Below are 21,815 nucleotides of genomic sequence, written 5' to 3'. Positions count from 1 at the left end.
GGGAAATGGCAGAACAGCAACCACTCGTTTTGCTTGTAGACGATGAAGAAGATTTGTGCCTGTTAATGCAAATGACTCTTGCACGAATGGGGATTAAGACACATCTTGCTTATCGGGTTGAACAGGCCAAACAGCTTTTTACTCAGTTTCATTACGATGCATGCTTGACCGATTTAAATCTACCTGACGGTAGTGGTTTAGAATTGGTTCAACATGTTTCTCAAACTTACCCATACACTCCCATTGCAGTCTTAACTGCATACGGCAATATGGATATTGCAATTGCAGCATTAAAAGCGGGAGCTTTTGATTTTGTCAGCAAACCTATTAACCAAATTCACTTAGATCAATTGTTAAAAAAGGCGCTCAACCAGCCAAAACCAGAGCATGAGTTCGGTGAAACAACATTAGAAAATGACTTATTAATTGGGCGTTCACCACCTATACAAAACTTACGGACAGCTATTAAAAAAATAGCCCGCTCCCAAGCTCCTGTATTTGTTACAGGCGAGTCTGGTACGGGTAAAGAAGTTGTTGCTAATCTGATTCACCGATTAAGCAACCGCAGTGAAGGACCATTTATTGCAATTAACTGTGGAGCAATCCCAACTGAGCTCATGGAAAGTGAACTTTTCGGGCATAAAAAAGGGAGCTTTACTGGCGCGACTCAAGATAAACAAGGTCTTATTTTATCAGCACACGGTGGCAGTTTATTTTTAGATGAAATTGCCGAATTGCCTTTAAGTATGCAAGTTAAATTGCTTCGGGCAGTACAAGAGAAAAAGATTCGCCCTGTAGGTTCAGATCAGGAAATTGATGTTGATTTTCGAGTAATCAGTGCCAGTCACCAAGACTTAGATTTATTAGTTCAACAAGGTAAATTCCGTCAGGACTTATTTTTCCGTATTCATGTTATGGATATTATGTTGCCGCCACTACGTGACCGTGGTGGAGATATTTTGCTATTGGCCAATCATTTTATTCAAAAGGTTTGTACGGAATGGGGAATTTCAAGCAAGCAATTAAAGGCGAGCGCTGAGACTTACTTATTGCAGCAAGACTTCCCGGGTAATGTTCGTGAATTAAGAAATATGATTGAACGGGCTATTACTTTAAGTGATGATGAGTCCATTGATTTAACACACTTAGCGCCTCCTCTTAGAGGCAGTAGCGTGAGCCCGCAAATCGTAACGAAACAACTAAATCAAACACCGGCTGTTCAGACTCACCCAAAATTTCCAATGGAAGGTTTAGAACGCTACTTAGAAAATATCGAAAAAGATATTTTACTGAATGCTCTGAACATGACGCATTGGAATCGAACTTTAGCGGCTAAAAAGTTAGGAATGACATTCCGTTCTTTACGCTATCGACTAAAAAAGTTTGGCTTAGATACTGAAATGGGAGAGGAAGTATAAAAATTACTTCCTCTTTAGGAATAAATCTGCAACGCGCTCTAAATATACGTCTTCTTTCATTTCTGCAGGTAATGGATAGGTCTGGTTAGGTTGAATACCCTGACCTTCAATCATATTGCCATTTGGCGTGTAGTAATGAGAGACCGTCATCTGTAGAGCCGCCCCACTTGGCAAAGGAAATAGCTTTTGTACTACACCTTTTCCATAACTTTTTTCACCCATCACCCAAGCACGCTGGTGTTCTTTCATGGCCGCAGTAAAAACTTCTGCCGCCGATGCAGAGCGGTGATTAATTAATATACCCAGTTTTATATTCTGGAATTCATTACCGGGCAAAGCTTGAAACTGCTGGTTACCTTCCGAACGGCTTTTGGTCGAAACAATAATTCCGTTATTTAAAAATAAATCTGCTGACTCAACTGCTGCCGATAACAACCCACCCGGATTGTTTCGCAAATCGATTAAAACAGCCTTTAAACGTGGAGAACTGTTTTCTTCAATTAATCTTTTAATTTCATTAGCAGTGTCTTGTTGGAATACTCTAATTTTGAGTACGAGCACCTGATTATGTAACATTACAGGTTCTATATCGGTTTCTATTTTTTTATTACGGACTAAGTTAATGTTTCCGTTTAGCTCTTCTGCTTGTACTTGAAGTGTACTTCCTATAGAACCGTAAAGTAGTCCAAGCACCTGATCTTGGTTTAAATTTTTTAAATCTTGGTTATCAATTTTGAGAATCGTCTGACCATTTCTCAAACCTAATTTATAGGAATCAGAACCGGTTTTAAGATCACGAATCATCCATTTATGAGCATGTGATTCAGGGCTTAATGCAAAATCAACTGATGCAAGATCACCCTCTGTGTATTGAATCAGTTGGCGATATTCTTCTGCCGATAAATAACGCGAATAACGATCTAACCCACTCACTAACCCTTTTATGGCTTGTTGAAACAAGGCATCGTCAGATTTCACATCAACGTAGTTATCTCGAACAATTCCATAGATTTGCACAAACTGTTGAATCGACTCGATCGGCACCTCTGCATAGCTATGTTCCGGTTCTTCCGAATCCGAATGCAAAGGTGACATTTTTTCTTTTACAACTGGCGCTGCAAAGGTAAATTGGCTGCAACACAGCAACATACTTACAATAAGTTTTTTATATTTAATGTGTTGCAGCATCCAATCACCTTTAACTTATGCAGATAGTGTAATCAGATTACGTCCTTGCATTTCGGCAGGAACAGGAATCTGCATTAAATTGAGAATTGTCGGTGCTACGTCTGCAAGCACACCACCTTCTGCAATTGTTGCTTGTGTTGGACCAACATAGATAAACGGCACAAGCTCGGTTGTATGTTGAGTATGCACTTGCCCACTTTCATAGTCTTGCATTTGTTCAACGTTACCATGGTCAGCAGTAATGAGCATATGGCCTTTTTTCGCCATAACTGCCTCATAGACACGACCTAAACAAGTATCAACCGCTTCAACTGCTTTAACCGCAGCATCAAATACACCTGTATGACCGACCATATCACCATTTGCATAGTTCACAACCAATAAGTCGTATTCACCTGAATTAATTGCCTTAACCAACTCATCAGTGACTTCATAAGCACTCATTTCAGGCTTAAGGTCATATGTCGCCACGTTTGGAGACGGAATTAAAATACGTTTCTCACCCGGATATTCATCTTCACGGCCACCACTAAAGAAGAATGTCACATGCGCATACTTTTCAGTTTCAGCAATACGTAACTGGGTTTTACCTAAAGAAGATAAATACTCACCCAATGAATTTTTAAGGGCTTCTGGCATATATGCAACTGGTGCATCAATGCTTGCCTGATAACGCGTTAACATCACAAATTTAGAAAGATTCGGTACAACTTTACGTTCAAAACCAGCAAAGTCTTTCTCTACAAATGCGCGAGTAATTTCACGAGCTCGGTCAGCACGGAAATTCATAAATACAACGCTATCACCATCTTGAACTTTAGCAATATCACTAATACGAGTCGCTTTTACAAACTCATCATTTTCGTTGGCTGCATAAGCCAATTCCAACCCTTCAACCGCTGTTTGCGCAGTACGAAGTGCTTCACCTTCGGTCAACAAGCGATAAGCTTGCTCAACGCGATCCCAACGGTTGTCACGGTCCATTGCAAAGTAGCGACCAATCATGGTTGCGATACGGCCTTGGCCCGGATATTGAGCAAATAATGCATCTAATTTTTCTAAAGACGGCTGAGCACTACGTGGAGGTGTATCACGACCATCAAGGAAAGCATGCAAATAAACTTTTGCACCGCGTTTTAATGCAAGTTCACACATCGCCACAATATGATCTTCATGTGAATGGACGCCACCTTCTGAAAGTAGCCCCATGATATGGACAGCACCGCCAGCAGCTTTGGCTTTTTCAACAGCGTCGATCAACACTTCATGTTTAAAGAAGTCACCAGTACGGATATCTTTAGTAATGCGGGTAAAATCTTGATATAACACACGGCCAGCGCCAAGATTCATATGGCCGACTTCAGAGTTCCCCATTTGCCCATCAGGCAATCCAACATCTTCACCTGAACCAGAAATTAGACTATTCGGATGCTTGGCTTTCATTGCCGCCAAATTTGGTGTTTTTGCTGCAAGAAAAGCATTATCTTCAATCGCTTCACGGTGTCCAACACCATCCATAATGACCAGAACGTGAGGGATCTTGCCAGCAGTTGCATCCGTCATAATCAATTTCTCTTTTGTCTACAATTTCGTCACAATATCTTACCGAATTTTCGGTCAAGACTCTATTTATTCCTATGGCTTTCACCAATATCCGCGATTGATGAAAACCATAAATATCACTTATTTCTAGCGAGCGCGGTAAAGCAAATAACTTCCGGCACCAAACATTAGCAAGATAGGCACAAGTACGAACCATGCTGGAGATGGGGAATAAACCAAGCTCGCATAACCCAAGAAATCTTGCAAATAATAGAAACTCAAACCAATAAACAATGCGATCACCAAACGGAAACCCATTGATTGTTGGCGTAACGGTCCAAAAATAAAAGAACACGCCACTAGAACTAATGCAATGAGTGAAAATGGCGAAGCAACTTTTTGCCAGAAAGCTAATTGGTAAGTCTTTGGTACCTGACTATATTCATCCATATAACGCATAAAGCTAATCAGTTGGCTTGGCGATAAATCTTCAGGATCTAAAGTCACCATATGCACATATTTAGGCTGTAATGCTAAAGCAAGTGATTGTTCTTCATGGTCAGTTTTGATGGCATTGCCTGCCGCCAAAATGTCCATTTGTTCAGCTTTTTTCAAAGCCCATTGACCATTTTTAATAAACTGTCCTTGCTGAGCATTAATTAATGATTGCAAGTAATAGTTCTGGTCAAAGTCGACCACTTGAATGTCTCTTAAATTGCCTTGAGAGTTAGCATAGTCGATATAGATAAATCGCTGCCCTTCACGTGACCAATAGCCTTTAACTTCACCTAAAGCAGCTACTGAACGATGGCTTTTAACACTTTGTGCTTTTTCATTGGTATAAGGAATAACCCATTCACTTAAAGCAAACGACAAAATAATAAGCAGTAAAGCTGAGCGCATAACCCAACCAACAATACGCCATAAGCTAACACCCACTGAACGCATAACAATGAGTTCACTACTCGTTGCCAATGAGCCTAGTCCAATCACAGCACCAATCAAGGCAGAGATAGGTAAAATTTCATAGAGATAGCGAGGAGCTCCCCACAAAACATAGACGAGAGCTTGCCATGCGTTATAGTCTGGTTTGAGCTCACCCAACTCGCCAAGATATGTAAATAAGACCTGAAGAATGGACAAAACAACTGTGGTGCCAAACATCGCAAGCGCAGTGGTTTTCGTCACATATTTGGCGACTATTCGACGTGCTAACATTATAATTTCACTCGCTTGATCTGTTTCTTGATTTTTGGTCCCAACTTCTGCTTTCGTGAGAATAAGGCAGCAGCAACGCCATACACAACCAACACGGCAGGATAAGCCCAAATATCGAGTTCTTCTTTACTAATACGAGTCTTGATTGCAATCATTAATACGATCAGACTGGAAAAAATAAAAATCGCCGGAATAAGACGGTAATAACGGCCCTGTCGTGGACTCACCTCAGACAATGCCACTGATAGCATTAACGCAATAACAATCGTGAATGGCCCAAATAAACGCCATCCCAACTCACTTCTGATGACTGGATCATTCGTTTTTGAAAAGAGTTTTGTTGTTGATAGTGCTTCTACATCGCCACTCTCAAACTTAACATCTTTGTCATTTTCTAAACGTAGACGATAAGACTGAAACTCTGCTTGTGTATATTTTGGTTGTCCCGGGAATATTTCATAGCGACGACCTTGTACCAGATCAACGACATTGGCGGTATCATTTGCAACTTCTACACGAGTCGCTTCCTTTGCCAAAATCATAACATCTGGCTTATCTTCTTTAGCAGCGCGTTGATAAAAGAAAATATCCTTCAAATTCTTTCGGTCTTCTGACAATGAACCTGCATAGATCGTATATGGCCCAGAGGAAATAAACTCTCTTGGTCGAACCAAATCGAAACCTGTCCGAACAGCTTGTGTTGTTGTCAGTTTTTCAAACTCACGTAGTCCCCACGGCGTCATCCAGAGCATAAGCACAGACTGAAAAACCATATAAACAAGCGTCATTGGAATGAGTAATCGTGCTAATTGATGACGGCTTACACCACTACCATTTAATACAGCCATTTCATGGTCAACATATAAACGACCAAACACCAACATTAAACCAATGAAAAAACCCAATGGTAAAATGAGTGTTAGAAATTCAGGTAAACGATATCCAATGATGCTAAATAAGATACTGGCATCTAAACGCCCCTGCGCCGCCACACCAAAGTATTTGATCAGACGACCACCCATCATGATTAAGGTCAGTAAAGAAATGACCACCAATGAGGTAGAGACAACTTGCTTGACGAGATAACGCCGAATAATCAAAGTAATACTTCCAAAAGGCTAATCGGGACGTGTGCTAGTTTACCCGAATGTTAAAAATATAAAACCGCACATTGCAACGCTATGCTTGAAAGTGTTTCAATGTTTTAATCCAACATAACTTTCTATAGGCAATCACGGCAGCCATGAAATTTACAACTTATACAACTTTTCCCGAACAGACATCTAATGAATCTTTGTGGGTTTTAGTTGATTCAGAACAGCTACAAAGCAACATCAACACATATCAAATCAATAACCTAGAAAGCGTTCTTACTGCCACCCAATTCAAAGGCAACTTCAATGAAACTCTGCCTTTATTCGGGCAAGTTTCAAATCAACCTCATAGCCAATTACTTGGCTTAGGAAAAACAGCCGAACTTCATGCGGTTAAGCTCGCTAAACTTGCCCAAACCATTATCAAATCGACACAAAATAAATTTAAGCATATCGCAATTGATATTGCTGCGTTACCTGTCGAATACCATTATTTATTCGCTTTAAGCTTAACTCAAGCAGCTTATGGTTATGATGAGTTTAAATCGAAAAAAAATGAATTTGTGTTACAACAGGTTGATTTAATTAGTTCAACAACGAGCCTCGATGAAAAACAACTGGCTTTAGTGCATGCCGTACAATCTGGTCAGTCGTATGCACGTGACCTTGGAAACCGTCCAGGTAACATTTGCTTCCCTGAATATTTGGCAGAACAAGCATTAGCTTTAGCTGCAGAATTCCCTGACTTACTCAAAGTAACTGTCTTAAATGAACAGCAAATGGCTGATTTAGGTATGTATGCTTTTCTTGCAGTCAGCAAAGGATCTGAACGTCCGGGTCGTATCGTAACACTCGAATACCAAGCTGGAATCGATCAAGCGCCTGTTGTGCTTGTTGGTAAAGGCGTTACTTTTGATACAGGCGGTATTTCTTTAAAACCAGGCCTAGGCATGGATGAAATGAAGTTCGATATGTGCGGTGCAGCCTCTGTACTAGGTACTATTCGCGCGCTATGCGAGGCAAGACTTCCTATTCATGTCGTTGGAGCAATTGCAGCTGCAGAAAACATGCCATCAGGTAAAGCAACTCGCCCAGGTGATATTGTGACAACCATGAGCGGACAAACAGTTGAAATTTTAAATACCGATGCAGAAGGTCGTTTGGTACTGTGCGACACATTGACCTATATCAAACGCTTCAATCCAGCAGTTGTGGTTGATATCGCAACATTAACTGGTGCATGTGTAGTCGCTTTAGGTAAAGTACTGAGTGGTTTGTTCTCACCAGATGATGCTTTAGCAGCTGAACTTCAACAAGCGGGTGAGCAATCATTTGACCGTGTATGGCGTATGCCAGTGATTGAGGATTATCAGGAATTACTTGATTCACCATTTGCTGATATTGCAAATATTGGCGGTCCATACGGCGGTGCAATTACGGCAGCATGTTTCCTTGAGCGCTTTACACGTGAGTACCGTTGGGCTCATTTAGATGTAGCAGGAACAGCATGGTTATCTGGTCCAGCTAAAGGTGCAACAGGTCGCCCAGTACCATTACTCATGCAATTTTTAGCGAATCGTGTAAATACGAATGGCTAAAGTTAATTTTTATCTGTTTGAAACCAGTGAAGAACGGCAAGTCGATAGTGCTTGCCGTTTATGCCGAAAGATTTTGCAGAAGCATCCTAAAATCTGGTGGTATTGCCCAGATGTGCAGCTACAACAAACTCTTGATGAAAGATTATGGGATTTCGACCCTGCAAGTTTCATTGCGCATGGCATTGACCAAGCTGAAGCTGCTGTATGTATTTCGGCTAAACAACCGCTTGAACAAGGCTTGTTAGTATTTAATTTTAACAATCATGCACTTGAACAAGTTGATCATTTTAGCCACATTATAGAAATTGTTGAAAATAATGAAACAGCCAAGCAAATTGGCCGAGAAAAATTTAAAATGTATCGCCGTTTGGGTATAGAACCGCGGACCTTTAAATTATAACGCGCTAAAATGTAAATACTGTTGAACAAAGGAGAAGCATGGTGGCATTAAATGTCGGGCAAGATTTTAAAAAAAGATGGTTAAATGCGCCTGAAGCTGTCCGTCATGCCTATCAACAAGATCTGGCACGTATTTGCGACCTATTAGAACCACAAACCCCTATTCAGCTTTGGGTTTTAAATGATGAAAAAGCGCAGTTAGAATCACAGCAAAAAATTGAACAAGCTTACGCGGACCTTAAGGCAGAGCTTATTGAGCAAGCACGTATCCGTCGTCAACTCGCTTTAGAAAAAGCACTTGCTGATAAACGTGCATCAGAAGCTGCTTATGCTGCGGAGTTGCAAGCAGACGAAATTCGCAAGTTTAATGAACAAACTGAAACATTACAGACATTACGTAGTCATTTAGAACAAGAAGTTGCAGAACAAACCGCACGTTATCAGAAAAACCCTGAAACCCCAGCCGTCAATTACTCTGCTGGCGTAAAACTTAGTATCACCGATGATCAAATCTTATCTGAGCTTGAAAGTTTACGCATTCGTTTAGAACTTGAAGCTGAAAACTTAATTGAAGAGTCTATAACGGCTTTCCGAGCCAAACTACATTCGGCAGCTCAAGAAGAAATTGAATATATTTTAAAGAACTCTAAGTTTTCTGATGAAAAAATAGAGAAGTAATGTTGTAAAACTTCTTCTGTCATAAAACTGACACCTATATGTCACAAAATAGACATAAATATTATTTTTGTAGATCAATTGATTATGAGAATAGAAAGTAGCGTTTTTAAGATAATTAATGAGGGTAAGAAATGGACATTCCGCATCAGATTTCAAAGCAACTTGAGCAGCTTAATCAGGGTGAGCAATGGACATTTTCAGCACAAGAACTTTATATGAGTCATAACGACTTTAATTCGCTTTCAATCTTGCTGACACGAGCGTCGGAAAAAGGTGAGTTTTCAATTACAAGCACTCAGCATACTAAACCATGGGTTGGCACACATTCGGTTACACTCACCAAGCATTAATTTTTAAAAATAAAAAAACCGGAACATATGTCCGGTTTTTTTATTTTGATGATCTGGCTTTTATTTTAAAAAACCATTTTCAGCTAAAAAAGCCATACTAATATTTGACTCAGTTTTTTGTTCAGCTGCTTTATCACCTAGCAATAAACGTTCGATATAACGCGCCAACACGTCGACTTCAAGGTTGACCTTACTGCCTACTTGCCATGTTCCAATATTGGTACGTTCTGCGGTATGCGGAATCAAATTCAAGCTTAAAATATTTCCACGTAAGTGGTTAATCGTTAAGCTAATTCCGTCAACGGTTACAGAACCTTTTTCCGCCAAATATTTAGCAAGTTCTGTCGGTGCTGTAACTTCATAATAGATTGAACGAGCATCTTCACGCACTACGGTAATTTCACCTACGCCATCAACGTGACCACTTACAATGTGCCCGCCAAAGCGCGTTGTCGGTAACATTGCCTTTTCAACATTGACACGTTGCCCAACTTTCCAGTTACCCAATGTTGTTCGATTTAAACTTTCACGAGAAACATCTGCCGCGTACCAGTTATCGCCCCATTCAATCACTGTAAGACAAATACCATTGGTTGCAATCGAATCACCCAAATGTACATCAGACATATCCAGATCTGTCTGAATACGTAGACGTACATCACCACCTACACTTTGCAGGCTTTCAACTTTACCTAAACTTTCAATGATGCCTGTAAACATGGCTCAATCTCCAAATCTTTTTACACTGCTTAAATTGCAGCGCTTACCAAAGTGCGAGCTGTGTACTATTGCCTGAGGTATCTACACCACCTAGCTCGGCGAAGTGGTAAAGCTGGCCTAATAACTGACGTAATGGTGGTCCTGACTTAGCATGAGTATCAGTAATCACAATAAACTCAAGCACCCGTGCACGTTCAGACTGTCGTTGTTTACTCACTCGATAACGCGGAACATCTTGTGTTAACAAGGTCACTTTGCCTCGTTCCAGATTGGCCATAAGTAAATCTTTCGGCTCGATATTACCATCAGTTGAATAGCTGGTCAGAATATAGCGTGCATTGATCGTTGAAAGTAATTTCTCATACGCATCTTTTGCATGTTTAGAAGAGTTATATGGACTTGGGCGTTCTTTACGCCATGCTCTATCAATACCACTCTTATAACCTTTGGTATCCGGTGAAGGTAAATCCACCTGATCCCATAAAGTTAATGCATTTAAAACATGGTAATTACTACTATATGCGTGCTGGTTATATGGTGGATCGAGATAGGCAACATCAACCTCAAAACCACTCATTTGATTTGCTAGATGTTGTGAATCTACACACCACATTTCAGCAGCCGGACGTTTGCGATCACCAATCTCACAAAAACGGCTCGGGGTTAACCAAAGTAATGATTCAATTCGTTCTAACGCAGTTTGAGTACGTCCGCCCCACCCTTGGTGGAAGCTTTTAAATACACCACTCGTGTTACTGACAAAACTAGCTGAATAGAGCAATGGCGCAAGCAAAGCACTCATCTCTACATCATTAATTGCACCTTGTGCCTGCCATGTTGCAATCTGCTGACGAATTGCATCGATACGCATACCGTTACGGCGTTTAAAGAATAAACGGTCACGGGTTGGATCGTATACATCATCGTTACGTGGGCAAAGGTTATGCGTTACCCAACCTTTAACTTCAGGTAAGCGATTTAAATAATCGATTGCCTTTTGATAGCCACCTAATTCTTTAAAAGCAGGTGCATCTACACAGGCTAAAATCGCATGATTTAAAGCATGACTATAAGGTTCCCAGTCGTTTGCAATGACTCGGTAACCATTTTGACGTGCTAAACGAGATACAACGCCACTGCCGGCAAAGAAATCGGCAAAAATCGGTGGATTCTTTTTCTTGCTATTCAGTGTCCCTGTAATTTCAAGGGCTTCTAAAATTAGATGGAGCAATCGGCGCTTGTTACCCAAGTACGGCACAAGCTGATGGAAAAGATATTCGTCTGTCGTACGGGCTGCATGACGACGTTTGTGATAAACCGAAGGCTCTGAATTCATACTTTCTCTTGCGTAGGGATTAACCTTAAGCGTATATCTTGATCAATTTGTGTCACATCAAGAAGTGTAAAACGAAGTTGCTCTGCCATATATTCAAATTCTGCATTGAACATGGCCCTTGCACTTTTCCCCAATAAGGTCGAGGCAATATAACTGATCAATTCGTCCACCAAACCTTCTTGCAAAAAGGCAGTAGACAATGTTGCGCCAGCTTCAACCAACACATCATAAATTTGATGTTGCTTAGATAGGGTCTGTAACAGCATTTTTAAAGGCTGAATTTCTAATTGTATCACGCCTAAATCAGCAAGTTCTTGACGATACGGCCCCATTACCATCACAGTTTCAGGATTTTCTAAGATCTTAGCGTTAAGTGGTAAACGTCCTTGGCGATCTAAAACGACACGTTTTGGCTGAGCAACTGTCTCGATATCAAAATTATTGAGTGAACGCACGTTAAGCTGACAATCATCTGCAATCACAGTTTCAATACCTGTAATCACTGCTCCAGAAATGGCACGCCAATGTTGTACATCTTGGCGTGCAGCCGAACCGGTAATCCACTTCGACTCACCTGATGCCATTGCAGTACGTCCATCTAAACTTGAGGCTACCTTTAAACGTACATAAGGCATGCCTGTAGACATTGCCTTTAAAAAACCTTGATTAAGTTTTGATGCTAAATCTTCACAAATGCCAACTTCTACTTCAATTCCGGCATTTTCCAAAATCTGAACCCCCTTCCCCGCCACCAATGGATTTGGATCAGGACAAGCAACCACTACTTTTTTAACTTGGGCTTTTACCAATGCTTCGGCACAAGGAGGGGTTCTGCCATAATGTGCACATGGTTCAAGCGTAACGTAAGCTGTTGCACCTTGTGCATGTTCACCCGCTTCGCGTAAGGCAAAAACCTCTGCGTGTGGCTGACCCGCTTTAGGATGAAAACCTTGGCCAATTAACTGATCATCTTTGACAATCACACAACCAACATTTGGATTAGGCTTGGTCGAATATAGTCCTCGTTTGGCAAGTTCAATGGCTTGCTGCATCCAGTATTGATCTTGTTTTAACTCAGACATAAAAATCTCAAATGATTAGTGCTCACGTTGTTGCATTTGCTCAATTTGGCGGCGAAACGCTTCAACATCCTGAAAGTCTTGATAAACCGAAGCAAAACGAACATAGGCAACGTGGTCAAGTGCAAATAAAGATTGCATGACAATCTCACCAATCGTTCTGGATTTCACATCACGCTCACCTAAACGGCGAATCTGCAACTGGATATCACTTAAAACTGTTTCGATCTGCTCTTGTGTGACCGGACGTTTTTGCAAAGCATGCATTAACGAACGACGTAATTTGGCCTCATCGAAAGGTTCATTTTTTCCATTCGATTTGATCACACGGGGCATTACCACTTCATAGCTTTCAAAAGTGGTAAAACGTTCACCGCAACTTACACACTCACGACGTCGACGAATCTGACAGCCTTCGGCGGCTAAACGTGAATCGATGACTTTACTATCTGCGGCGTTGCAAAATGGACAATGCATAGCGGATTTATAGGGTCGATTACTTTGACCTAGTGTAGCAAAATTTCTACACTTACAGAACCAGCATTCTATAAGACAAAAAAACAGTCCGAAGACTGTTTTTTTGATTGGAATATATTACGAATTATTCGATACGTTCGCCATGTTGGCTTAAATCCAGACCCATGCGTTCATCATCAGCATTAACACGAATACCAATCACAAGATCAATCACTTTAAGAATAACGAAAGTCGCGATACCGCTGTAAACCATGGTTGCCAATACGCCTTCAACTTGTACCCATAATTGGCCAGCGAATGTTGGAGCTAATGCAACGTTGGCTGCTTTAATAATTTCGTCACTGTAGAATACGCCAGTTAAAATCGCACCGACAATACCACCTACCGCATGCAAACCAAACGCATCCAAAGCATCATCGGCTTTAAGTAAGCGTTTAAGTGCTGTAATACCCCAGAAGCACACTACGCCACCAATAAGGCCCATCACTAAAGCACCGCCTACCCCAACAAAACCTGCTGCTGGTGTAATCACAACTAAGCCAGCTACCGCACCAGAAGCACCGCCTAATACAGATGCTTTACCACGGATCATACGTTCAACAACTAACCAAGAGAATGCAGCAGCGGCAGCGGCAACTTGAGTCACTAAAATTGCCATACTTGCACGAGCACCAGCGCCTAGAGCACTACCACCGTTAAAGCCGAACCAACCCACCCAAAGTAAGCTTGCGCCCACTACAGTTAAAGTCAGGTTATGCGGAGCCATAGATTCGCGGCCAAGGCCAATACGTTTTCCAAGCATGTAAGCAGCAACTAGACCTGCAACACCTGAGTTGATATGTACAACTGTACCACCAGCAAAATCTAATGCGCCTGCTTTAAATAACCAGCCATCTGCAGCCCACACCCAGTGGGTAATTGGTGCGTAAACAACGAGCACCCAAACTGCAATAAACACCATGAAAGCTGAATATTTCATACGGTCTGCAATAGAACCGCTAAGGATCGCCACTGTAATAATGGCAAAAGTCATTTGGAAAATAACAAAGAGACTTTCAGGAATTGTCCCACTTAATGCATCAAACGCTACCCCGTTTAGCATTGCTTTAGACAAATCACCAAAAAATGCACCTGTGCCAGAGAACGCGATTGAGTAACCAGCAATCACCCACAGCAAACTTACCAAGATTGCAGCTGAAAGGCTGAACATCATCGTACTGAGTACATTTTTTTTACGTACCATACCGCCGTAGAATAATGCCAATCCCGGAATGGTCATTAATAGAACCAATGCGGTTGAAACTAAAATCCAAGAGGTATCACCTGTATCAAGCGTAGGTGCCGGTGCTGGAGCTGCTGGAGTTTCAGCAACTGGTGCTTCTGCAGTAGTTGCAGTAGCTGGAGATGTTGATGCAGCCGCAACTTCCGATGTTGGCGTTGTTACAGCTTCTTCTGCCCAAACGGCAGTACCACCCAAAAGAGCGCCTGATAGACTGAGCGCCATAAGCATTTTTTTCATTCGTGTCCCCCAACCTCATTTGCGAGTTATTTTCTACTCAGCAAGCTTTGTGCCAATTTAGACAGCATCCGGTCCAGTTTCACCCGTACGAATACGGATTACTTGTTCCAGGTTAGTCACAAAAATCTTACCATCGCCGATTTTTCCAGTGCTTGCGACACGTGTAATTGATTCAATTACTGCGTCGACCATTTCATCACTAATCGCAATCTCGATTTTTACTTTAGGTAAGAAATCAACCACATACTCCGCGCCCCGGTAGAGTTCAGTATGCCCTTTTTGACGACCAAAACCTTTAACTTCAGTTACGGTAATCCCTTGTACACCAATGTCAGAGAGTGCTTCACGCACGTCATCCAATTTAAACGGTTTTACAATTGCAGTTACAAGCTTCATGTTTGTTTCCTTCGGCTTCTTTTCACCAGTAAGGTTTTATGTTCAATTTTCATGCCAATATTTCAAAGGTTGAGGGAAATGAATCTTTTGCATGAACTTTCTTTATAACCTATTTAGTGAGCAAGATGTAGATGAGCTATCAAAAATAAAATGAATTTTCAGTAGTGTTATATGCTGATTTAATGATCTATTTGCACTAAAAAAATTGAAACCTATATCCAGCGCTTAAGCAGTGTTAAACTGTAAAGCATAAGGTAATACAACACTTTGGATATTTCATGCTAGAAACTTTGCTACAGGCCATTCTGGAACAAATTGATGAGCCTAAAAAAGATTTGGAAAAAAATTTACGTGCATTATTAAATGAAGCGGTTGAAAAGTTGGATCTTGTTTCCAAACAAGAGATCGACCGTCAAAAGACTGCACTTCAATCAGCCAATCAACGTTTAGAAGAGCTACAAAAACAAGTAAGTTTGTTAGAAGAAACTTTAAAGAATAAAAAATAAGCACCAACGTAGCGCATTTATACTTTACAACGATTAAAAATGAAGCACCATAATGGAACAATAAGATGTCTTTTTCTAAAATTTATACACGGGGACTTTTAGGTTTACATGCGCCTCTGATTGAAGTTGAGGTACATGTGAGTCAAGGTTTACCTTCTCTTACTATTGTCGGCCTAGCAGAGGCGGCGGTAAGAGAAAGTAAAGACCGGGTTCGCTCAGCCATTATTAATAGTGGATTTCAATTTCCAACTAAAAGATTGACCATTAATCTTGCACCAGCAGATTTGCCCAAAGATGGTTCACGTCTAGATTTACCTATTGCTGTAGGTATTTTAATTGCTTCTGGCCAGCTCCCAGAAAACTGCGCCGAAGATTTTGAATTAATTGGTGAATTAGCTTTAGATGGCCATGTAAGGCTAGTGTCAGGCACTTTAACTTTGGCAATGGCATGTCAACAGGCCAAGCATAAAATGCTTTTACCTCTCGATAACAGTCAGGATATTAGCCATTTACCGAATCTTGAATGTTATCCAGTGAGCCATTTAAAAGAAGTTTGTGATCATTTCTTGGGCATGAAATCACTATCTTCGATTGAACCTGCAACGACCTCAAACCAAATGCCTTATAAATTTGATCTGGCAGATGTAAAAGGTCAGCTACGTCCACGTCGCGCACTAGAAATTGCCGCCGCAGGCGGGCACTCGCTGCTCTTTAAAGGACCACCAGGTACAGGTAAGACTTTACTCGCTTCACGTCTTCCTTCAATTTTGCCACCGCTTTCTAATCAGGAAACGCTTGAAGTCGCGAGTATTTATTCTATTTCAAATACACCGCATACCTTTGGTCAGCGTCCATTTCGCGCGCCCCACCATACAGCATCAGCCATTGCACTAGTTGGGGGCGGCTCGCATCCTAAACCGGGTGAAATTACCTTATCTCATTTAGGCGTTTTGTTTTTAGATGAACTCCCTGAGTTTGATAGAAAAGTTCTAGAGGTCTTACGTCAGCCGCTTGAGTCAAAAGAAATCATTATTTCACGTGCAGCTCGGCAAATTACTTATCCTGCAAACTTTCAGCTCATTGCAGCAATGAACCCTTGTCCATGTGGTTATGCGTTTAATCAAGACAGCCGTTGCCAATGTTCGCCAGAGAGTATCAAGCGCTATCAAAACCGTATATCGGGACCATTACTTGACCGTATCGATTTACATATTGATGTACCGCCTTTAAAAGCTCAGGAACTGCAAGATCCAACACCTGCTGAAGACTCTACGGCTGTAAGACAGCGTGTGATTTATGCTTATGAACAACAAATGCAAAGACAAGATTGTTTAAATCAAGCACTTTCACCGAAACAACTTGAGCAATATGCTGTACTTGATAGTACTTCTCAACGAATGATTGAAATGGCTCAACAACGTTTGAATCTGTCGGCTCGTGCTTATCATCGTGTTTTACGGGTTGCTCGTACCATTGCCGATTTGGCGCAAAGTGAGATGATCCAAAGTCCTCATCTTACAGAAGCGCTCTCTTATCGAGGCAATCATTCTTAAAATAAAAACAGCGGATTATGAGTCCGCTTTTTTAATATTTATAGAAGTTATTAATAAGAGAATTTATTACTCCCTATGTATTAATAGAAGTAAAGAGGATGCTATGAAAATTTTGGCTATCTCAGGTAGTGCAAGAAAAGAATCTACAAATACTGCTCTATTAATAGCAATGAAGGATATAGCACCGTCCGACATTGAATTGACAGTTTTTGATCATATTAATAATCTGCCTGTCTTTTCTCCAGATAATGAAGGAGAAAAAACGCCTACTGTAGTGGAAGATTTCATCAAATCTGTTTCTGATGCAGATGGCATTATCATCTCAAGTCCAGAATATATCCGTTGTATTCCAGATGGTCTCAAGAATGCAATTGATTGGATGGTTTCCCGTACCGAAATTATAGATATACCTATTGTTCTGGTTCATGCATCTAGCCGCGGCGACGACATGCTAGTTTCTTTAAGAAGAGTATTGTCGACTGTTAGTAGCAATTTCTTTGAAGATTTATTTTTAAGGATTTCTCTCATCGGCAAATCTCCTGAACAAATTAGCGAGATGCTACAAACCGAAAAATATAAGTCACAAATTACTCCCTTTCTGCTTACCTTTGTCTCAGAGATTCAAAAATGTAGAAATGAATTAGAGTGAACTTTCTTAAAATAAAACAGCGGATTATGAGTCCGCTGTTCTTTTATTAAAAGCTCCATTTAAAGTCTCAATTAAGCAAGTAATTTCTTTCTCTGATAAAGCCGCAAAGCCAAAACGGATACAATGATTAGTACATTCTTCCTGTTTAAACTTATGCTCTGTATCAATGTTAAGTTCTTTTAATTTTATAAGCTGATCTTGAGTAAATGCTTTCTGGAATTTCGCCCATAAGGCCATTCCACCTGCAGGTGGTTGTATCTGAACAGTCTCAGCAAAAACTCGATGGAACTCAGCTAAGGCATGGTCACGGCGTAGTTGATATATTTTTTTCATTTTACGGATATGCCGCTTGATTTCCCCTCGCTGCATTAAATCTGCTAAAGCAAGTTCCGTAATGTTATTGCCTTGCCGATCAATCAATAGAATATCTTCTGTAATCGATTGAATGATTATTGACGATGCCACGACGTATCCCAAGCGAATACCGGGTGCGAAGACCTTTGATAATGAGCCCACATGAATGACCAATTCAGAATGAGGCAAACTTGCTAAGGGTGGCATAGGCCGGCTGTCATAATGAAATTCGTGGTCATAGTCGTCTTCAATAATATAAAACCCCCATTTTTTTGAAAGCTCTAAGAGTTGAAGACGGCGAGACATGGCCATGGTGACAGTTGTAGGATATTGGTGATGCGGAGTTGTATAAATGGCAGCAACTGAGTGCTCTTGTAAAATCCGTTCTAGGTCGTCAATGACAATACCTTGTTCATCTAATTTAACAGAAACCACTTGAAAGCCATTTGACTGAAATGCTTTAAAAGCAGATGGATAATATAATTCTTCAACAACGATAACTCCCTGCCGATTGGGTAATGCTCGAGAGGCAAGAAAAATTCCCATTTGACTACCACGTACAATACAAATCTCATCTTCAGCAACATTCATAAAACATTCCATTGACAACATTTGTTGTAAAGCCTGTCTTAGCTCAACCATCCCTCGTGGGTCACCATATCCCATGTACTGGTTTTGCGTAATTTTAATCAGTGCATGCCGGTATGCCCGCGAAAATAGTTCGTAGGGAATAAGCCTCGGATCTGGCACACCATCGTTATGTGGGCGTTGAATCACTTCTTGAGTGATTGGTTTATCATTAACTTTTCGCTCAGATACTGGCTCTATTTGAAGCTGTTTTTCTGGCAAAACATCCGCCACAAATGTGCCTTTCCGGGGAAGGGTCACAAGCCATCCTTGTGCTTCTAATTCTTCATAGACTGCTTGTACGGTTTTTCGATTAATTCCTAGTTCTTTTGACAGGCTACGAGACCCTGGCAGCATAGTCCCCTGCACTAAACGGCCACTTAAAATTTCCTGACTAATCAAGTTAGTCAGTTTTAGAAAAACCGTTTTTTCTTCTCTTTCATCGATACGAAAATGTACTTGCCAAGGTCTTAGCATATCCACCCCATCTGGACCATACAACTTATAAAAACTGGATGTATTGATTCATCCAGCTATTTTCTATTCTGCCTTCACCTACTTAATTTGGTCAACTGGACTGGAGAAGAGATGAAGACTGCTGCTGTAAACAAACAAGACCTGATGCAACACGCACAGCAAGATATGCAAAAGTGGATTAGTGACTCAGATTTAACTGATCGTCAAAAGCTTGCACTCACTTGCCGTATTTTATTTGACCATGGCCATGATGCTGGTTTAGCAGGCCAAATTCCCTGCCGTAGTGAAAATAAAGAGTCCTTTATTACCCAACGTTTTGGTTTAGGTTTTGATGAAATTACTGCCTCAAATTTACTTGAGGTAAATCAAGATTTAGAACCCATCAATCAAGAAGGAATGGCAAACCCAGCTAATCGTTTTCATACATGGATTTATAAAGAACATCCAGAAGTGAACTGCATTATCCATACGCATCCGACTCATGTAGCGGCTCTATCGATGCTACAGGTTCCACTTATGATTTCCCAAATGGACGTCTGCGCACTTTACGAAGACTGCTCATTTGTAGGTCATTGGCCAGGTGTTCCTGTGGGCAATGAAGAAGGTATTTTGATTTCTTCTGCGCTGGGTAAAAACCGTGCTGTTTTATTGTCTCACCATGGCCAACTGGTTACAGGAAAAACCATTGAAGAAGCCTGCAACTTGGCTCTTTTAATTGAACGAGCAGCTCAACTGCAACTGCTAGCGATGTCTGCCGGACAAATCCAGCCGATCCCACATGATTTAGCAACAGAAGCTCATGACTGGGTTTCTATCGATAAACGTAACAAAGTGAACTTTGCCTACTACGCACGTAAAGCTTTGAAAAAACATTCTGACTGTATTTAAAAAGAGATTTCGACCATGAAACTAAACGGCATTATTGGCTACCCTGTTACCCCATTTTCTGATGACAACACCATTAATCTTCCTGTTTTGAAACAAATGCTGGATTTGCTGATTGCAAATGGCTGCGATGCGATTGCGCCTTTAGGCAGTACAGGCGAAAGCGCTTATCTTGAATGGGATGAATGGTGCTTAGTCGCAAAAACTTCAATTGAAAGTATTAATAAACGCGTGCCTGTCATTATTGGAATTTCAGAACTCACGACTGATCAAGCCATTAAAAAAGCCCAAATCGCGCAAAGCTACGGTGCAGATGCACTCATGGTGATTCCTATATCTTATTGGAAGCTAACAGACCAAGATATTTTTGAATATTATCAAGCAATTGCCCAAGAGACCACACTACCAATTATGATTTATAACAACCCTGCGACTAGCGGTGTTGATATGTCTCCAGAATTAATCGTGCATATGTTTAATAGCATTGCAAATATTACGATGGTGAAAGAAAGTAGCGGTGATATTCAGCGCATGCATAAGATTTATGAGCTATCAAAAGGAGAACTCCCATTTTATAACGGGTGTAACCCTCTAGCTTTAGAAGCTTTATGTGCGGGAGCAAGCGGCTGGTGTACAGCAGCACCAAACCTATTAGGTCAACGACCTCAACAGCTTATTGAACATGTAAAAAATGGTGAGTTAGAACAAGCCCAAAATTCATTTTATCAGCAACTTCCTTTACTACGCTTTATTGTAAATGGTGGTTTACCTAAAACGATTAAAACTGGTTTACAACTAAAAGGTGTCTCTGCGGGCTTCCCACGCAAGCCATTATCTAAAGCTACGGATATTGAGCTTAACCAGTTAAAACAGCTACTTTCTGAAATAGAAAACTAATAAAAAAAGCGGGTTACTCACCCGCTTTTTTAAAACTCAAACTTAGAATGTTTTAGTTAAACTAAACACCAAGCCCGTGTCATAAGGTTTCTTACCAGCATCAGTCATACCAGAAGTACTAATGTCTGTACCAACAACATCTAGCTCAGCAATAATACCCAAGATGTTATAATTCACACCAACTTTATAATCGATATAGCTATCGTCTTCACCTGGCCCACCCGCAACTACAAGTAAAGAGTCTTTGTTTTTGAGTTTGTTATAACCAACTGAAGCAAGTCCAGTAAATCCTGTGTCTGCAATTGGTGCTGAATAACCGACGTTGAAATACCAGAACTCATCAGAGTGGCCCCAGTAATCATCTGAATAGCTTACGCCCACACTAAGTGCATCACCTTTAAATAAAGAGTCTGCAAACGTTAATTTTCCGTAAAATTCGGTGAAGTCGAAGCCAGTATCACCATTGTATGGGTTAGTAAATTTTGAGTCAGAACCAATATAGCCATAATGAATTACACCCACATCATACGTTGGTGCAAGCGTATCAGACAATTTTAATGTATTTGTATAACCTAAAGAGATATCGGTTTCAGTTGAAACGCCAGGTGTATTAAAGTCTACGCTTGACCCCCAAAGCGCAACATAAGCACCTGACTTATGAGAAAAGGTGAACCCACCTTGAATAGCTGGGTTATTTGACGATTGGGTAACACCACGGAAACGGTAGTCTGTGGTCGCTGCCACACTACCTGTTGCCGTGATTCCATAAAAAGATGGAGCATCTTCAGCCATAGCCATAGTTGACCCTGCTGCAAAGATACCAAGAGTTACTGCCTTAAGTGCAAATTTCATCAT

Annotated in this window: 22 protein-coding genes; 10 read left to right on the top strand and 12 right to left on the bottom strand. The window is 40.9% G+C overall.

Translation table 11 applies throughout. The annotated features are described in order from the left end of the window. Positions 1–5: 5 nt before the first annotated feature. Positions 6–1,418: a sigma-54-dependent transcriptional regulator gene (locus J655_RS18920; protein ID WP_032052767.1), complete on the top strand. Its 1,413-nt coding sequence runs from the start codon at positions 6–8 to the stop codon at positions 1,416–1,418. Between the two features lie 3 nt (positions 1,419–1,421). Here J655_RS18920 and J655_RS18915 read toward each other — a convergent pair whose 3' ends face one another. The 4 genes from J655_RS18915 to lptF form a co-directional block, all read right to left on the bottom strand. Further along, the gene (locus J655_RS18915; RefSeq protein WP_002121269.1) at positions 1,422–2,606 is read right to left on the bottom strand and encodes a S41 family peptidase; all 1,185 of its coding nucleotides are present in this window, start codon (positions 2,604–2,606) and stop codon (positions 1,422–1,424) included. Positions 2,607–2,621: 15 nt separating this feature from the next. Beyond that, positions 2,622–4,169, bottom strand: coding sequence for a 2,3-bisphosphoglycerate-independent phosphoglycerate mutase (gpmI, locus tag J655_RS18910; protein WP_005804050.1), 1,548 nt, complete (start codon positions 4,167–4,169; stop codon positions 2,622–2,624). 126 nt (positions 4,170–4,295) lie between these two features. Next, complete coding sequence (lptG, locus tag J655_RS18905) at positions 4,296–5,366, bottom strand: LPS export ABC transporter permease LptG (protein ID WP_002121203.1); 1,071 nt, start codon at positions 5,364–5,366, stop codon at positions 4,296–4,298. Next, positions 5,366–6,466 (bottom strand): LPS export ABC transporter permease LptF, encoded by a 1,101-nt coding sequence (gene lptF / locus J655_RS18900; protein ID WP_002121169.1) that lies wholly within the window; start codon positions 6,464–6,466, stop codon positions 5,366–5,368. The genes lptG and lptF overlap by 1 nt, the downstream gene beginning before the upstream one ends. Positions 6,467–6,609: 143 nt before the next feature. Here lptF and J655_RS18895 point away from each other — a divergent pair, with 143 nt between their 5' ends. The 4 genes from J655_RS18895 to J655_RS18880 all read left to right on the top strand — a co-directional run bounded on the left by J655_RS18895 (position 6,610) and on the right by J655_RS18880 (position 9,485). Continuing rightward, on the top strand, positions 6,610–8,058 hold the full coding sequence (locus tag J655_RS18895) for a leucyl aminopeptidase (protein ID WP_005804047.1): 1,449 nt from the start codon (positions 6,610–6,612) through the stop codon (positions 8,056–8,058). After that, on the top strand, positions 8,051–8,458 hold the full coding sequence (locus J655_RS18890) for a DNA polymerase III subunit chi (protein WP_005804044.1): 408 nt from the start codon (positions 8,051–8,053) through the stop codon (positions 8,456–8,458). Before J655_RS18895 ends, J655_RS18890 begins: the two co-directional genes overlap by 8 nt. Before the next feature lie 38 nt (positions 8,459–8,496). Continuing rightward, positions 8,497–9,135, top strand: a complete 639-nt coding sequence (locus J655_RS18885; RefSeq protein WP_005804042.1) for a hypothetical protein — start codon at positions 8,497–8,499, stop codon at positions 9,133–9,135. A 131-nt stretch (positions 9,136–9,266) separates the two neighbouring features. Beyond that, positions 9,267–9,485 carry a hypothetical protein gene (locus J655_RS18880; RefSeq protein WP_005804040.1) on the top strand — a complete coding sequence of 73 codons (219 nt, stop codon included), beginning with the start codon at positions 9,267–9,269 and terminating at the stop codon, positions 9,483–9,485. A 60-nt stretch (positions 9,486–9,545) separates the two neighbouring features. Here J655_RS18880 and J655_RS18875 read toward each other — a convergent pair whose 3' ends face one another. The 6 genes from J655_RS18875 to glnK form a co-directional block, all read right to left on the bottom strand. Then, positions 9,546–10,205 (bottom strand): riboflavin synthase, encoded by a 660-nt coding sequence (locus J655_RS18875; RefSeq protein ID WP_002121149.1) that lies wholly within the window; start codon positions 10,203–10,205, stop codon positions 9,546–9,548. Positions 10,206–10,248: 43 nt separating this feature from the next. Further along, complete coding sequence (locus tag J655_RS18870; protein WP_002121221.1) at positions 10,249–11,541, bottom strand: DNA adenine methylase; 1,293 nt, start codon at positions 11,539–11,541, stop codon at positions 10,249–10,251. Further along, on the bottom strand, positions 11,538–12,623 hold the full coding sequence (ribD, locus tag J655_RS18865; RefSeq protein WP_005804038.1) for a bifunctional diaminohydroxyphosphoribosylaminopyrimidine deaminase/5-amino-6-(5-phosphoribosylamino)uracil reductase RibD: 1,086 nt from the start codon (positions 12,621–12,623) through the stop codon (positions 11,538–11,540). Before ribD ends, J655_RS18870 begins: the two co-directional genes overlap by 4 nt. Before the next feature lie 15 nt (positions 12,624–12,638). Beyond that, positions 12,639–13,097, bottom strand: coding sequence for a transcriptional regulator NrdR (nrdR, locus tag J655_RS18860; protein ID WP_000543541.1), 459 nt, complete (start codon positions 13,095–13,097; stop codon positions 12,639–12,641). Between the two features lie 124 nt (positions 13,098–13,221). Beyond that, on the bottom strand, positions 13,222–14,616 hold the full coding sequence (locus tag J655_RS18855) for an ammonium transporter (RefSeq protein WP_005804034.1): 1,395 nt from the start codon (positions 14,614–14,616) through the stop codon (positions 13,222–13,224). A 57-nt stretch (positions 14,617–14,673) separates the two neighbouring features. Then, entirely contained in the window at positions 14,674–15,012 is a 339-nt protein-coding gene (gene glnK, locus J655_RS18850) for a P-II family nitrogen regulator (protein ID WP_000780326.1), read from the bottom strand. Between the two features lie 278 nt (positions 15,013–15,290). Here glnK and J655_RS18845 point away from each other — a divergent pair, with 278 nt between their 5' ends. From J655_RS18845 to J655_RS18835, 3 genes are all read left to right on the top strand, one after another. Next, complete coding sequence (locus J655_RS18845) at positions 15,291–15,518, top strand: accessory factor UbiK family protein (protein ID WP_002121136.1); 228 nt, start codon at positions 15,291–15,293, stop codon at positions 15,516–15,518. Between the two features lie 65 nt (positions 15,519–15,583). Next, positions 15,584–17,071: a YifB family Mg chelatase-like AAA ATPase gene (locus J655_RS18840; protein ID WP_005804030.1), complete on the top strand. Its 1,488-nt coding sequence runs from the start codon at positions 15,584–15,586 to the stop codon at positions 17,069–17,071. 103 nt (positions 17,072–17,174) lie between these two features. Further along, the gene (locus J655_RS18835; RefSeq protein WP_032052766.1) at positions 17,175–17,720 is read left to right on the top strand and encodes an NADPH-dependent FMN reductase; all 546 of its coding nucleotides are present in this window, start codon (positions 17,175–17,177) and stop codon (positions 17,718–17,720) included. Positions 17,721–17,744: 24 nt separating this feature from the next. Here J655_RS18835 and J655_RS18830 read toward each other — a convergent pair whose 3' ends face one another. Then, positions 17,745–19,178, bottom strand: a complete 1,434-nt coding sequence (locus J655_RS18830; RefSeq protein WP_005804027.1) for a PLP-dependent aminotransferase family protein — start codon at positions 19,176–19,178, stop codon at positions 17,745–17,747. Positions 19,179–19,289: 111 nt separating this feature from the next. Here J655_RS18830 and J655_RS18825 point away from each other — a divergent pair, with 111 nt between their 5' ends. Beyond that, on the top strand, positions 19,290–20,066 hold the full coding sequence (locus J655_RS18825) for an aldolase (RefSeq protein ID WP_031968948.1): 777 nt from the start codon (positions 19,290–19,292) through the stop codon (positions 20,064–20,066). Between the two features lie 15 nt (positions 20,067–20,081). After that, entirely contained in the window at positions 20,082–20,960 is an 879-nt protein-coding gene (locus J655_RS18820) for a dihydrodipicolinate synthase family protein (protein WP_032052765.1), read from the top strand. A gap of 42 nt (positions 20,961–21,002) precedes the next feature. Here the strand turns inward: J655_RS18820 and J655_RS18815 are convergent, their stop codons facing one another. Further along, positions 21,003–21,815, bottom strand: coding sequence for a TorF family putative porin (locus tag J655_RS18815; protein ID WP_017481901.1), 813 nt, complete (start codon positions 21,813–21,815; stop codon positions 21,003–21,005).

This window comes from Acinetobacter sp. 1294243 (assembly GCF_000588015.1).
Lineage (GTDB): Bacteria > Pseudomonadota > Gammaproteobacteria > Pseudomonadales > Moraxellaceae > Acinetobacter > Acinetobacter pittii.
The sequence above is the reverse complement of the archived record's forward strand: the minus strand, read 5'-3'. Positions and strand labels throughout refer to the sequence as shown.

What these genes read in the sequence shown, in the direction of transcription:
- J655_RS18915 (WP_002121269.1), bottom strand. Translation starts at nt 2,606, where the DNA reads ATGCTGCAACACATTAAATATAAAAAACTTATTGTAAGTATGTTGCTG.
- J655_RS18830 (WP_005804027.1), bottom strand. Translation starts at nt 19,178, where the DNA reads ATGCTAAGACCTTGGCAAGTACATTTTCGTATCGATGAAAGAGAAGAA.
- J655_RS18890 (WP_005804044.1), top strand. Translation starts at nt 8,051, where the DNA reads ATGGCTAAAGTTAATTTTTATCTGTTTGAAACCAGTGAAGAACGGCAA.
- J655_RS18875 (WP_002121149.1), bottom strand. Translation starts at nt 10,205, where the DNA reads ATGTTTACAGGCATCATTGAAAGTTTAGGTAAAGTTGAAAGCCTGCAA.
- J655_RS18895 (WP_005804047.1), top strand. Translation starts at nt 6,610, where the DNA reads ATGAAATTTACAACTTATACAACTTTTCCCGAACAGACATCTAATGAA.
- ribD (WP_005804038.1), bottom strand. Translation starts at nt 12,623, where the DNA reads ATGTCTGAGTTAAAACAAGATCAATACTGGATGCAGCAAGCCATTGAA.
- J655_RS18855 (WP_005804034.1), bottom strand. Translation starts at nt 14,616, where the DNA reads ATGAAAAAAATGCTTATGGCGCTCAGTCTATCAGGCGCTCTTTTGGGT.
- J655_RS18835 (WP_032052766.1), top strand. Translation starts at nt 17,175, where the DNA reads ATGAAAATTTTGGCTATCTCAGGTAGTGCAAGAAAAGAATCTACAAAT.
- J655_RS18820 (WP_032052765.1), top strand. Translation starts at nt 20,082, where the DNA reads ATGAAACTAAACGGCATTATTGGCTACCCTGTTACCCCATTTTCTGAT.
- glnK (WP_000780326.1), bottom strand. Translation starts at nt 15,012, where the DNA reads ATGAAGCTTGTAACTGCAATTGTAAAACCGTTTAAATTGGATGACGTG.
- J655_RS18840 (WP_005804030.1), top strand. Translation starts at nt 15,584, where the DNA reads ATGTCTTTTTCTAAAATTTATACACGGGGACTTTTAGGTTTACATGCG.
- J655_RS18885 (WP_005804042.1), top strand. Translation starts at nt 8,497, where the DNA reads ATGGTGGCATTAAATGTCGGGCAAGATTTTAAAAAAAGATGGTTAAAT.
- J655_RS18825 (WP_031968948.1), top strand. Translation starts at nt 19,290, where the DNA reads ATGAAGACTGCTGCTGTAAACAAACAAGACCTGATGCAACACGCACAG.
- gpmI (WP_005804050.1), bottom strand. Translation starts at nt 4,169, where the DNA reads ATGACGGATGCAACTGCTGGCAAGATCCCTCACGTTCTGGTCATTATG.
- J655_RS18815 (WP_017481901.1), bottom strand. Translation starts at nt 21,815, where the DNA reads ATGATGAAATTTGCACTTAAGGCAGTAACTCTTGGTATCTTTGCAGCA.
- nrdR (WP_000543541.1), bottom strand. Translation starts at nt 13,097, where the DNA reads ATGCATTGTCCATTTTGCAACGCCGCAGATAGTAAAGTCATCGATTCA.
- J655_RS18845 (WP_002121136.1), top strand. Translation starts at nt 15,291, where the DNA reads ATGCTAGAAACTTTGCTACAGGCCATTCTGGAACAAATTGATGAGCCT.
- J655_RS18880 (WP_005804040.1), top strand. Translation starts at nt 9,267, where the DNA reads ATGGACATTCCGCATCAGATTTCAAAGCAACTTGAGCAGCTTAATCAG.
- J655_RS18870 (WP_002121221.1), bottom strand. Translation starts at nt 11,541, where the DNA reads ATGAATTCAGAGCCTTCGGTTTATCACAAACGTCGTCATGCAGCCCGT.
- lptG (WP_002121203.1), bottom strand. Translation starts at nt 5,366, where the DNA reads ATGTTAGCACGTCGAATAGTCGCCAAATATGTGACGAAAACCACTGCG.
- J655_RS18920 (WP_032052767.1), top strand. Translation starts at nt 6, where the DNA reads ATGGCAGAACAGCAACCACTCGTTTTGCTTGTAGACGATGAAGAAGAT.